This window comes from bacterium Scap17, assembly GCA_013376735.1.
In the GTDB taxonomy this organism is placed as follows: domain Bacteria; phylum Pseudomonadota; class Gammaproteobacteria; order Pseudomonadales; family Halomonadaceae; genus Cobetia.
This window is the reverse complement of record VINJ01000001.1, coordinates 1,267,483-1,280,372: the sequence shown is the minus strand read 5'-3', so window position 1 is coordinate 1,280,372 and position 12,890 is coordinate 1,267,483. Positions and strand designations below refer to the sequence as shown.

10 protein-coding genes and 2 pseudogenes are annotated in these 12,890 nt (G+C 64.7%); 11 read left to right on the top strand and 1 reads right to left on the bottom strand.

What is annotated here, in order from left to right:
• Positions 1-6 precede the first annotated feature (6 nt).
• From FLM52_05580 to FLM52_05530, 11 genes and pseudogenes are all read left to right on the top strand, one after another.
• The gene (locus FLM52_05580) at positions 7-672 is read left to right on the top strand and encodes a response regulator transcription factor (GenBank protein ID NVN55264.1); all 666 of its coding nucleotides are present in this window, start codon (positions 7-9) and stop codon (positions 670-672) included.
• Entirely contained in the window at positions 653-1,984 is a 1,332-nt protein-coding gene (locus FLM52_05575) for a sensor histidine kinase (protein ID NVN55263.1), read from the top strand. The genes FLM52_05580 and FLM52_05575 overlap by 20 nt, the downstream gene beginning before the upstream one ends.
• Positions 1,985-2,055: 71 nt before the next feature.
• Positions 2,056-3,843, top strand: a pseudogene (locus FLM52_05570) (copper resistance system multicopper oxidase).
• Positions 3,844-3,870: 27 nt separating this feature from the next.
• Positions 3,871-4,623: a copper resistance protein B gene (locus FLM52_05565; GenBank protein ID NVN55262.1), complete on the top strand. Its 753-nt coding sequence runs from the start codon at positions 3,871-3,873 to the stop codon at positions 4,621-4,623.
• 195 nt (positions 4,624-4,818) lie between these two features.
• On the top strand, positions 4,819-5,640 hold the full coding sequence (locus FLM52_05560) for a prolipoprotein diacylglyceryl transferase (GenBank protein ID NVN55261.1): 822 nt from the start codon (positions 4,819-4,821) through the stop codon (positions 5,638-5,640).
• 45 nt (positions 5,641-5,685) lie between these two features.
• Positions 5,686-5,889: a DUF2933 domain-containing protein gene (locus FLM52_05555; protein NVN55260.1), complete on the top strand. Its 204-nt coding sequence runs from the start codon at positions 5,686-5,688 to the stop codon at positions 5,887-5,889.
• 30 nt (positions 5,890-5,919) lie between these two features.
• Positions 5,920-6,258 (top strand): cation transporter, encoded by a 339-nt coding sequence (locus FLM52_05550; protein NVN55259.1) that lies wholly within the window; start codon positions 5,920-5,922, stop codon positions 6,256-6,258.
• Positions 6,259-6,294: 36 nt separating this feature from the next.
• Entirely contained in the window at positions 6,295-6,780 is a 486-nt protein-coding gene (locus tag FLM52_05545) for a hypothetical protein (GenBank protein ID NVN55258.1), read from the top strand.
• Positions 6,781-6,891: 111 nt separating this feature from the next.
• Entirely contained in the window at positions 6,892-8,256 is a 1,365-nt protein-coding gene (locus tag FLM52_05540; GenBank protein ID NVN55257.1) for an APC family permease, read from the top strand.
• Positions 8,253-10,571 carry a heavy metal translocating P-type ATPase gene (locus FLM52_05535; protein NVN55256.1) on the top strand — a complete coding sequence of 773 codons (2,319 nt, stop codon included), beginning with the start codon at positions 8,253-8,255 and terminating at the stop codon, positions 10,569-10,571. The genes FLM52_05540 and FLM52_05535 overlap by 4 nt, the downstream gene beginning before the upstream one ends.
• Positions 10,572-10,692: 121 nt before the next feature.
• A pseudogene (locus FLM52_05530) lies at positions 10,693-11,319 on the top strand (transposase family protein).
• A gap of 208 nt (positions 11,320-11,527) precedes the next feature.
• On the opposite strand, the gene FLM52_05525 reads toward FLM52_05530, so the two are convergent.
• The gene (locus FLM52_05525; protein NVN55255.1) at positions 11,528-12,811 is read right to left on the bottom strand and encodes an IS110 family transposase; all 1,284 of its coding nucleotides are present in this window, start codon (positions 12,809-12,811) and stop codon (positions 11,528-11,530) included.
• Positions 12,812-12,890 lie beyond the last annotated feature (79 nt).

Sequence of the window (12,890 nt, the reverse complement as noted above, 5' to 3'; positions counted from 1 at the left end):
CGACGCATGAAGCTCTTGCTACTCGAAGATGACGACTTGCTGGCCGAGAGCCTCGCCGAATCCCTCAAGGACAACGGTTACCGGGTCGATTTGGCCGCGTCCCTGAGAGACGCCGAGGCGCTCTCGACCACCGAGACGTACGCGCTGGCGATCATGGACCTGGGCCTTCCCGATGGCTCGGGTCTCGACCTGCTCAGGCGGTGGCGCCAGTCGGGCCGGGACCTGCCGGTGCTGATCCTGACGGCTCGGGACACCTGGGAAGACAAGGTCGTCGGGCTCGAAGGCGGCGCGGATGACTACTTGACCAAACCCTTCCACGAAGCCGAGCTTGTCGCCCGGGTCAAGGCGCTGTTACGCCGCCAGTCGGGGCGACTCTCCCATCAGTTGACGCTGGGTGGCGTTGCCCTGGACGAGGCCAACCAGTGCGTCCGAGTGGCCGATGGTACCTGGCACCCCCTGACAGGCACCGAGTTCGTGCTGCTGCGCTACTTCATGCACCATCCGGGACGGGTGCTCTCCAAGGAGCACCTGCTCAACCAGCTCTACGCCCTGGAGCAGGACGCCGCGGCCCCCAACCTCATCGAGGTCTATATCGCGCGGCTACGCCGCTACCTGGGCAAATCAAGCATCCAGACCCGTCGCGGCCAGGGCTATGTCTTCGTTGCGGATTGACCGACGCAGCCTGCGTCTCCGCTTGCTGGCCTGGCTGTCGGGTATCGCCCTGCTGGTCACCGGGCTGACCTGGCTGCTGCACGGGATCCTGCTCAACGACCTGGCGCGGGACTTCCTGGGGGAACGGCTCGAACGCGAGGCCGATCACGCCATCGAGCAGCTGCGCCGCGATCATCTGGCCACCGCGCGGGTCCTGGACTCCGCCAGTCGCGGCTTCGCGATTTTCCACCACCTCTATGTGTTGCGCCTGGGCGATGAGGTCTCGGCCTCCCATCCGCGTTGGCAGGAGGCACTGCGACCACTGCTGGACAGTGGCGAGTCGCTGGCCGAGGTGCGTGAGGCGGGTCAGCACCTGCTGGTCTTTCGCCAGCCCTTCACCCTCGACAATCAACCCGGGGTGCTGCTGATAGGGGAGGATTTCTCCCGAGTGGAGGCGGGACTGCACCGCCTGCACTGGTGGGTCGGCGGCATCGCCGCCAGCCTGCTGCTCCTGCTGGGGGTGCTCAACCTGCTAGCCGTCAGCCGAGGAATGGTGCCGCTGTCGCGGCTGCGCGACCAGCTCGGCGAGCTGCAGGCCGGCAGGCGCGATCGTCTCTCTCTGGACGTCCCCTCCGAACTCGACAGTCTGGTCGGGCAGCTTAACCGCTTCATGGACGAGATCGATGCTCGCCTGCAGCGCTCCCGTGAGTCGGTCGCCAACCTCTCCCACGCGCTGAAGACACCCCTGGCCGCGGTCATTCAGGTGCTGCGGGGCTCGCGCCCCATCGATGCCACGCGTCGCCAACGCCTGGTGGAACGCCTGGAGGAGATTCACGCCCAGCTCGATGTTGAACTTCGACGCTCGCGCATCGCGGGGCCCAATGTCGGGCGCCTTGCCGATCCATACCGCGACGCCAGCAGACTGATCGAGATGTTCCGGACCCTTTACCCGGCCAAGCGCTTCACCCTGGAGGTAGCCGAAGGCACCGGACAGCGCATTCCCATCGAGTCTCAGGACCTGTCAGAGATGATCGGTATCGTGCTGGACAACGCCGGCAAATGGGCCAACCAAGAGGTTCACTGCGAGATAGTGATGGAGGAGGGTCTCGTCCTGCGTGTCGAGGATGATGGGCCCGGCGTGCCGGACGACGACGTGGCCTGCCTGGGGGAACGCGGGTGGCGCCTGGACGAGTCACACCCCGGCTATGGGCTGGGCCTGTCGATCCTGAACCAGCTCTTGAAACGCTATGGCGGGAATGTCCAGTTCGGACACAGTCCCCTGGGCGGTCTGAGCGTGGAAATTCACGTGCCCTTTGCAAAGGATGCGCCGTAACCTGGCATTTTCAGGCGTGATTCAGCTTGCCCCGTCATGATGTCGCCTTCTGACATCGACGGGAGTCACAGATGGCACGTTCCAGCGTAATCACGCCCCCGCTGTCGCGCCGACGGCTGCTCAAGGGGGGTGCCGCCCTAGGCATCGGCTCGGCAGCCGCCCTTGGCCTACGCCCTGCCTGGGCCAATCCATGGGGGCAGACCAATACCTACGCCAAGGGGATCGAGGAAGGCCCGGAGGTGGCGCTGGCCATCCGTCGCGAGTCGCTTGAGATCGATGGTCAGGCGGCGCGGCCCTACACCATCAACGGCGAGAGCCCCGGGCCGATGATCCGCCTCAAGGAGGGCCAAGATGCCGTACTCAGGGTGACCAACCTGCTCGATGAGCCGACGTCCATCCACTGGCATGGCCTGATCCTGCCGCCCGACCAGGATGGCGTTCCCGGCGTCAGCTTCGCCGGCATCGCCCCCGGTGAGACCTTCACCTACCGCTTCCCGGTACGCCAGAACGGTACCTACTGGTACCACAGTCACTCCGGCCTTCAGGAGCAGCTCGGCCATGCCGGGCCACTGATCATCGACGCCGCCGAGCGCGAACCCTTCCGCTATGATCGCGAGCACGTGCTGCTGCTCACCGACTGGACCTTCGAGGATCCCATGGCGGTGTTCCGCAACCTCAAGACCGCCGAGGGGTACTACAACTTCCAGGAACGCACTATCGGCGACTTCTTCGCCGACGTGCGCGAGAAGGGCTTTGCGGCGACGGCGGAGATGCGCGGCATGTGGGCCAAGATGCGCATGAGCTCACGCGACATCGCCGACGTCACCGGCAGCACCTACACCTACCTGCTCAATGGCCACTCTCCCTAGGAGAACTGGACGGCGCTGTTCAAGGCCGGCGAACGGATCCGCCTTCGGGTCATCAATGGCTCGGCAATGTCCTACTTCGACGTACGCATCCCAGGGCTCAAGATGACCGTGGTGGCCGCCGACGGTCAGCCGGTGCAGCCGGTCCCGGTGGACGAGTTCCGCATCGGGGTGGCCGAGACCTACGACGTGCTGGTCGCCCCCGAGGACGACACCGCCTATACGATCTTCGCCGAATCGATGGATCGCAGCGGCTATGCCCGCGCGACCCTGGCACCGCGGGAGGGCATGGCCGCGGAGATCCCCGAGCGTCGCAGGATCGCCGACCGCGGCATGGAGGCCATGGGTGCCCATGGCATGGACCACTCCAGCATGTCCGACAGTGACATGGAGGGCATGGATCATTCCAACATGTCCGGCGATGACAGGGAGGGCATGGATCATTCCGAGATGGACCATGGCGGCAGCATGGCGAGGGAATCCGCCAAGACCCGCGGGAACGGCATGCTGGCGGCGGGAGAGGCCCAGCCGGGCTCGCGCTATGACCAGGCCGGCATCGGCATCGATCCCAACGCACGCCGCACCCTGGTCTACCGCGACCTCAAGGCCTTCACCCCCTGGCCCGACCGCCGTGAACCCGGCCGCGAGCTGGAGCTACACCTCACCGGCAACATGGAACGTTACATGTGGTCCTTCGACGGCAAGACGTTCAGCGAGGTAACGGGCCCCATTCACTTCGAGAAGGACGAGCGGCTGCGCCTGATCCTGGTCAACGACACCATGATGGAACACCCCATCCACCTTCACGGCATGTGGATGGAGCTGGAGAACGGCCAGGGCGAGCTGATCCCGCGCAAGCACACCCTGAACATCAAGCCCGGCGAGCGCGTCTCGGCGTTGATCACCGCTGATGCCGAGGGCAGCTGGGCCTTCCACTGCCACCTGCTCTATCACATGGACGCCGGCATGTTCCGGGTCGTCAAGGTCGCGTAAGGAGACGCCATGAATACCAGAATCCCGATGATCGCGGCCGGTGCCCTGCTGGCCACGCTCCCGCTCTCCGTCGCCCTGGCAGAGGATGGCTATGATGCGCCGGCGGACTGGCCCGCCCCCATGGCCAAGCACAACATGGCCATGGCGCTGTTCGACCGTCTTGAATATGCCGTGCCCGACAAGGGTCATGAGGAATTGGTCTGGGACTTCCAGGCCTGGTACGGCGGGGACATCAACCGGGTCTATGTGAAGTCCGAGGGCGAGAACGTCCAGGGCGATGGCGAGGATGCCGAGTTCGAATCCCTGGAGCTGCTCTACAGCCGGCTGATCGCCGATTTCTGGGAGCTGCAGGGCGGTATCGGTTACCAGGGTGGGGTCTTCTCCGATGATCACGCCGAACGTGGCTATGGGGTGATCGGCCTGCAGGGCGTGATGCCCTACGGCATCGAGACCGACCTGGCGTTTCAGGTCAGCGACGAAGGCGACGTCTCGGCCAGTTTCGAGGGCGAGTACGACCTGCGCCTGACCCAGCGGCTTTACCTGCAGCCGCGTACCGAGATCGCCGTGGCCGCCAGCGAGGCCGAGGCATTCGGCGTCGGCGAGGGGCTCAACTCGGTACGCGTCGGCATGCGCCTGGGCTACGAGGTGACGCGCCGCCTTGCGCCCTATGTCGGTGCCTACTGGCAGAAGCAGTACGGCGATACCGCCGACATCGCCCGCCACCATGGCGATCCCACCGAAGATACCGGCATCGTCGCCGGGGCCAGGCTGATGTTCTGAGCCACGAATCGGTCTCGCGACCGACGCCACCGCCTGGTGGCGTCGTCGTCTTTGGCGATCCGAGCCTGGGTTGATCCGTGTCAATCGTCTCGGCCATGGCGTTCAGCCTGGATTCAGACAGCGTCGCCACACTGGCGGTAACAGGAACCGTTGCCGGGCCACCGGCGATGGTCAGACACATCACAGGAGCGACGCATGATCCCCTACCCCCAGATCGATCCGGTGGCACTGTCGATGGGCCCACTGAGCATCCACTGGTATGGGCTGATGTACGTGGTGGGGCTGGCCGCAGCCTGGTGGCTGGGCAGACGACGTGCCCACCGGCTCGGCCTCACCCATGACGATATCGGCGACCTGATCTTCTATGGCGCGGTGGGGATCATCCTCGGCGGTCGACTGGGGTATGTGCTCTTCTACGGCCTCGATCAGCTGGCGGCCGATCCGCTCTGGCTGTTCAGGCTCTGGGAAGGCGGGATGAGCTTTCACGGTGGCCTTGCCGGCGTGCTGGTCGCCGCCTGGTGGTTCGCTCGCCGCCATCGCCTGGCCTTCCTCCAGCTGACCGACTTCATCGCACCGCTGGTGCCGATTGGCCTGGGCGCCGGGCGGCTGGGCAACTTCATCAACCATGAGTTGCCAGGACGCGTGAGCGACGTTCCCTGGGCGATGGTCTTCCCCTCCATGATGGGGCTCGGTTCGCAGCCACGCCACCCATCGGCCCTCTACGAGTTTGCCCTGGAGGGCGTGGTGCTGTTCGTCGTGCTGTGGTGGGTCTCCGCCCGACCACGCCGGCGCGGCACCGTCTCGGGACTCTTCCTGGTGCTCTACGGCGTCTTTCGCTTCGCGGTCGAGTTCGCACGCCTGCCCGACCCCCAACTGGGCTTCATCGCCTTCGACTGGCTCACCATGGGGCAGCTGCTCTCCCTGCCCATGATGGTGGCGGGACTGCTCCTGTTGATCGCGCCCCAGCGTCGAGGCCCGATCGATGCCGTCGCCAGCACCGGCCGGCCATCGACGTAGCGTCGCTTCGATTCCTTTCACAACCCAAGCCACCGTGAGAACGCCATGGAGAAGAGAGCACAACGCCGCCTGATGATGGTCTGGCTGCCGCTGGGGGGCATCCTCGCCGTGGGCGGCTACCTGCTGGTGACCGGCCAGCGATTACATCCTTACCAGGCGTTGCCGCTGCTGCTGCTCGCCTGCCCGCTGATGCATCTCTTCCTCCATCGCCACCACGGTGGCCAGCAGGATCATGGCGACGATGACTGACTATTCGCTAGCAGAGAAGGGAGGTTGACCATGTCACATCACGACCATCGCCCTGGCGTTTCACAAGCGTCCCTGGTCACTCGCTCGCTGAAGGTAACGTCCGAGGCGTCAAGGTATATCGCGGCGGCAGTGACCGAGATCGACGCGCTGTCCGGCCTCGACGGCGTGACCTACGATCCGCAGCACCACAAGCTCCACCTGGCCTACGATGCCAAGCGGCTGTGTATCGACGATATCGAGGCGGTATTGGCACGGCATGGCGTGGACATCGGCGCCGGACGTTGGAACCGGATCAAGGAGGACTACTACCGCTTCATCGACCAGAACGTGAAGGACAATGCCAAGCAGAAACCCTGGAGCTGTCATTGAGCTCGGGGCTGGCGAGTCATTGCCACAGAGCGCGGCATGAAGGCTGACCGACCGCCTGGACGATGGCTCCTGTGGCCAGAATGGCATGTGGCACTGTTCACGTTCCTGCTCAACGTGCCCTGGGAGTTCCTGCAGGTGCCCCTATACCAGGACATGCCCTCGATGCCTCACTGGACTGCGGTGAAAGCCTGCATGCAGGCAGCGGCCGGTGATGCGCTGATAGGTCTGGTCGCCTACTGGGTAGTGGCTCTATGGCGACGTCGCCGTGGCTGGCTGTGGCGCTATGGGCTCAAGGAGTGCGCCGCCTTCGTACTGGCAGGACTGGTCATCACGGTAGGCTTGGAGTGGTACGCCACCGCCATCGCCCAGCGCTGGAGCTACGCGCCGGTGATGCCCACCCTGCCATGGCTGGGTACCGGCCTCACCCCACTGCTGCAGTGGCTGCTGCTCCCGCCGCTCTTCCTGTGGATCGCTTCACGCCACCTCGCCGGTACTGCGGCCCTACAGACACGTGGAAATTGACCTTTGGGTAACACAAGGGTTCTAGGATGGAAGACAGAGCCTGCTGCCCCTGGCACAGCACGCCTGGCAGTTCGATGCCTCACTCGCCCATATCGACACGCAAGGAGATGCATGGACAGGTCGCCTCAGTACCAGAAGAACAGCCTCTCCCTCGTCGGGGCCATCGCCCTGGGAACCGGCGTGATGATCGGTGCCGGGATCTTCGCGCTGACCGGACAGATGGCCGAGATGACCGGCGAGCTGTTTCCCCTGGCCTTCCTCTCGGCGGCCATGATCGTCAGTTTCAGCGCCTACTCCTACGTCAAGATGTCCAATGCCTACCCGTCGGCCGGCGGCATCGGCATGTACCTTCACAAGGCCTATGGGCCCACCCTGCCCACGGCCTTCCATGCGCTGCTGATGTACTTCTCCATGGTGATCGCCCAGAGCTTCCTGGCGAGGACCTTCGGCTCCTATACCCTGGAGCTGTTCGATGGGGGTAACCGGTCGCTGCTGGTGCCGGCGCTGGGTGTCGGCCTGCTGATCGCCGCCTTCCTCATCAACCTCTCCGCCAACAAGCTGATCCAGGGCGTGGCGTCGGTGCTGGGGGTCATCAAGATCGGTGGCATCATCCTGTTCGGCGTGGTGGGCGTGCTGGTGGCCGACACCATCGGTATCCGGGCCACGGCCGAGGCGCCGGCGCCCGGCGTCTCCGGGTTCCTGGGGGCCACCGCGCTCGGCATCCTGGCCTTCAAGGGGTTCACCACCATCACCAACAGCGGGGCCGAGATCCGCGATCCCCACCGTAACGTCGGCCGGGCCATCATCGTCTCGATCGCCCTGTGCGTGGTGATCTATGCGCTGGTGGGCCTCGCCGTCGCCAGCAACCTGTCGCTGACGGAGATCATCGCGACCAAGGACTACTCGCTGGCCGCGGCTGCACGCCCTGCGCTGGGGGAGGCCGCCGTCTGGTTCACCGTCCTGCTCGCCATGCTGGCCACGGCAGGTGGCATCATCGCCAGCGTCTTCGCGGTATCGCGGATGCTGGCGATGCTGACCGAGATGAAGCTGGTGCCCCATCGCCATTTCCATATGCCCGGCAGCATCCAGAAGCACACCTTGGTCTATACCATCGTGCTCGGCCTGCTGCTGACGGCGTTCTTCGACCTGAGCCGCATCGCGGCACTCGGCATCATCTTCTATCTGGTGATGGATATCGCCATTCACTGGGGGGTGTTGCGGCATCTACGCGATGCGGTGGCGGCCCGCCCGGCCATCCTGCTGACCGCGATCGCCCTCGACCTGGTGGTGCTGGCAGGCTTCCTCTGGGTCAAGGCCACCACCGACCCGCTGGTGCTCTACGTTGCCGCCGCCGCGATGGCCGTCATCCTGGTGGCGGAATACGCCTTTCTTTCCCGGCGATCCGAGCAGGACGCCGACCACCATGCTCATTCGCATGACGCGAGTGGCAGCCACAGCAGGGAGGATGGAGCATGACACAGGACCACACCCATGAGGTCACGGACCCCGTCTGCGGGATGACGGTCGATCCTCACCATACCGACCACCGCGCCTCACACGCTGGAAAGACCTGGTACTTCTGCTCAGCCAGGTGCCAGCAGAAGTTCAAGCGGGACCCTGACGCCTACCTGCAGTGCGACGACACACCGGCCGAGCCAGCGCCGCCCGGCACGATCTACACCTGCCCGATGCACCCCGAGATCCGCCAGGAGGGGCCGGGGGACTGCCCGATCTGCGGCATGGCCCTGGAGCCCGAGACGGTCACCGCCGATAGTGGGCCTTCCGAGGAACTCAAGGACATGACCCGGCGCTTCTGGATCGGGCTGGTCCTGGCGCTGCCGGTGCTGGTACTGGAGATGGGTGGCCATGTGTTCGGCCTCGACCACCTGATCGCCCCCCAGGTCTCGAACTGGATCCAGCTGCTGCTGGCCACCCCCGTGGTGATCTGGGCAGGCGCGCCCTTCTTCGTGCGCGGCTGGCGTTCCATCGTGCGGCGCAGCCTCAACATGTTCACCCTGATCGCCATCGGCACCGGGGCGGCGCTGATCTACAGCCTGCTGGCGACGATCGTGCCGGGCATCTTCCCCGCGACCTTCCGCCAGGCCGATGGCTCGGTGGCGGTCTACTTCGAGGCGGCGGCGGTGATCGTGGTGCTGGTGCTGCTCGGACAGGTGCTGGAGCTGCGTGCCCGGGAGAAGACCTCCGGGGCGATCCGCGCCCTGCTCGACCTGGCGCCGGCCACCGCACGCCGCATCGACGACGACGGCCAGGAGGAGGAGATCTCGCTGGACAAGGTCCAGGTGGGTGATCGCCTGCGCGTGCGCCCCGGCGACAAGGTGCCGCTGGACGGCGAGGTCTTGGAGGGGCGCTCCAACATCGACGAGTCGATGGTCACCGGCGAGCCACTGGCGGTGCGCAAGGAGGCCGGCGACGGCGTGATCGGTGGCAGCATCAACGGCCAGGGCTCGTTCATCATGCGCGCCGACAAGGTGGGCCGCGACACCATGCTGTCGCAGATCGTGCAGATGGTGGCCAGCGCCCAGCGCAGCCGGGCGCCCATCCAGGGGCTGGCCGACAGGGTCGCCGGCGTCTTCGTGCCGGCGGTGATCCTGGTCGCGGTGGTGGCCTTCATCGCCTGGTCGCTGTGGGGGCCGGCACCGCCCATGGCCTTCGGGCTGATCGCCGCGGTCAGCGTGCTGATCATCGCCTGCCCCTGTGCCCTGGGGCTGGCCACTCCCATGTCGATCATGGTCGGCGTGGGTCGAGGGGCCCAGGCGGGGGTACTGATCCGCGACGCCGAGGCGCTGGAGCGCCTGGAGAAGGTCGACACCGTGGTGGTCGACAAGACCGGCACCCTCACCGAAGGCAAGCCGCGGGTCACCGAACTGCGCCCGGCCGAGGGCTTCGATAAGCAGGAGCTGCTGCGGCTGGCCGCGGGGGTGGAGCGCGGCAGCGAACACCCCCTGGCCCAGGCAATCGTCGAGCGGGCCAAGGAGGATGGCGTCGAGCCGACGGAGGCCACGGAGTTCGATTCGCCCAATGGCAAGGGCGTGGTGGGCAACGTCGACGGCCGTCGCGTCGCCCTGGGCAACCGCCTGCTGATGGAGAGCGAGAGCGTGGCCCTGGCCGAGCAGGAAGACGAGGCCGAACGGCTGCGTGGCGACGGCGCCACGGTGATCTTCGCCGCGGTGGACGGCCGCCTGGCGGGCCTGCTGGCCATCGCCGACCCGGTCAAGGAGACCACCGAGGCGGCCATCCGGGCCCTTCAGGCCGACGGCATTCGGGTGGTCATGCTCACCGGCGACAACCGCACCTCCGCCGAGGCGGTGGCGCGCCGCCTGGGCATCGACGAGGTGGAAGCCGAGGTGCTCCCCGAAGACAAGGGGCGCGTGGTGCAGCACCTGCGTGACGAGGGTCGCGTGGTGGTGATGGCCGGCGACGGCGTCAACGACGCCCCTGCCCTGGCCACCGCCGACGTGGGCATCGCCATGGGCACCGGCACCGACGTGGCCATCGAGAGCGCCGGCGTGACCCTGCTGCGCGGGGATTTGACCGGGATCGTCGAGGCGCACCGGTTGTCGCGAGCCACCATGCGCAACATCCGCCAGAACCTCTTCTTCGCCTTCGTCTACAACGCCGCGGGGGTACCGATCGCCGCCGGCATCCTCTACCCCTTCACCGGCCTGCTGCTGTCACCGATCATCGCCGCCGCGGCGATGTCGCTCTCCTCGGTGAGCGTGATCGCCAATGCGCTGCGGCTGAGGCTTGTGAAGCTGAAGTCCGCTGACTGACTAAGCGAGAGAGGTGCAGAGTCATCTACTTGTAGGGTCCCGGATGATCAGATGAGCTATAGAAGTTATCCTTTGCTGGCCGCCAAGGAGCTTCTTCACGAGTTCATCCGGGAGCAAGGATATGGACATCAAGCTACATAAACAGGCGACCACCACTCCGAAGATCCGGGCCGAGATCCAGGCAGCGCCTTCCAGCATCAGCGACAGCGAGCTAGCACGCCAGTACGGCGTCGCCGTCTCGACCATCCGGCGCTGGCGGTACCGTGACGATGTCCAGGACCGACCGCACACGCGTCACAACCTGCTGGCCACGCTCACTTCCGAACAGGAAGAGGTGCTGATCGCGGCGCGCGAATTCCTGCGCCTCGGCCTGGATGATCTGCTCGTCGTGGCGCGTGAGTTCCTCAATCCTGGCTTGTCGCGTTCTGGTCTGCATCGCATGCTCAAGCGGCGCGAGGTGCCGACACTGGCAGAGCTGTCTAGACGGGACGCGGGCGACGATGAGAAACCCCGGCACAAGCCCTTCAAAGATTATGAGCCGGGCTACGTGCACATCGACATCAAGCACCTGCCCCGGATGCCCGATGAGGAGCAAAAACGCTACCTGTACGTCGCCATCGATCGCGCCACGCGCTGGGTCCATCTGGAGGTGAGACGCAGCCAGTCCGCGAAGGATGCGCGGGCGTTCATGAAGCGGGTGGAGGAGAAGGCTCCCTTCCAGGTCCAGACGGTACTGACCGACAACGGGCTACCTGCGGTTGAAGTGGCATCGTGGACAAAAAGATCCCTGCCGATGTCAGCATAGCTCAGACATCAGCAAGGAAAATCATTCCTGGCAGCCCGCCATATCCGGATTCAGCGGCTTACCATAGTGACAGGAGTCCGAACCATGGAGGTCGGCTCGACTAGGCTTAACAGAGGCTCATAACATCCTGGCGGGCGGGCTCAACCATTATCTACGAGGTCCTTGCGGCCCTACGGCTTTGTAAAGAAGTCCCGCCGCCAAGAATGCAATACTCATGATAGCCGCGATAGTCGGCTCCATGCTTGATCAAGGAATGTGCCACCCGTGCCAGCTTGACCGCCACGGCCGTTAGCGCTTTCCTCTTAAGATCGCCATCGGTCGGGTCTTTTCCGATGTAGCGATCAAATTTGGTGCGAAAGCTGTTGTCTCGCATCCGCACGGCAACCGTGGCTGCGAGCCAGTAGGCATAGCGCAGCCGGGCATTACCCCGCTTGGCCAATCGATAGCGGCTGCACGTGTTACCGCTCTGTGACGCGGCGAGGTTGAAACCACAAAACTTCAAGTATTGGCGATGGTGCGAGAAACGCCGCAGATCCCCGCTCTCCGCCAGAATCATCAAGGCAATGATTGGCCCCACGCCCGGAATGGTCTGAAGGCGAGCGAAGTCCTTGTTATCTCTCATGCATGTCGTTGCCATCGCCTCCAAGGCCTGACGTTGCTCTGTCAGTGAGAGGTACTGCTTCACCTGAAGCTGGAAAGTCTGCACCGCGGGAGAGTCTGGCACGACCGGCAGGCCCATGCTGGTCTGAGCTGCTTCGTAGATGCCTTCGAGAAACTGCTGCTTGGCTACCTTTCGCCCCACGCTCTCCCAGGCGGCTTCGACAAACGCCTCGCGGGTCAACTCGGTGATACTGGCTGGTGTGGGAAACGCCAGCAGGAAATGACAGAACCAGTGGGCTCGGGACGCACTGAGGTAGCGTTCCATCTCCGGGAAGTAGAGCGCCAAGTAGTGATTGACCAGGCTATGCTGGCAGCGTGTTCGGGCTCGAACGATCTGCTGATAGGTATTCGAGATCTCCTGGAGGTCGAAGTACCCTTCACGAAGGGGATCGTGGAAAGGGTGCGTCATGCCTTGGGTCAGCAGATACATCAGAACACGCGCATCTTTTCGATCATGCTTGTCCCAGGAGGTATACAAGGCCTCTCGAACCCGAGCGCCCGCCAAGGATGAGGCGAGATGCACCGGTATTCCTGCATGAGCCAGCCGGTAGGCAAGAGGCCGATGAAAGTCCGCTGTAGGCTCCATAACGGCGAGTACAGGGGCTTCCTGCTGCTGTAAGAATCGAATCAGGTCGTCGTGCCCAGCGCGTGTATTGGGCATTTTATGCACCCTTTCACGACCATCGGGCCAGCGAACCAGTACATCGTGGTAACGCTTGGCAATATCGATCGCGACACACACGGTGTCTGGCATAAGCTGAGTGGAGGCAGCCATCGTCGGTCTCCTTGTGATGATGTGGGTCACACAAGGATCTCTTAGGCCACGATGGCTGCCGCTAACCAGGTTTTTCCGT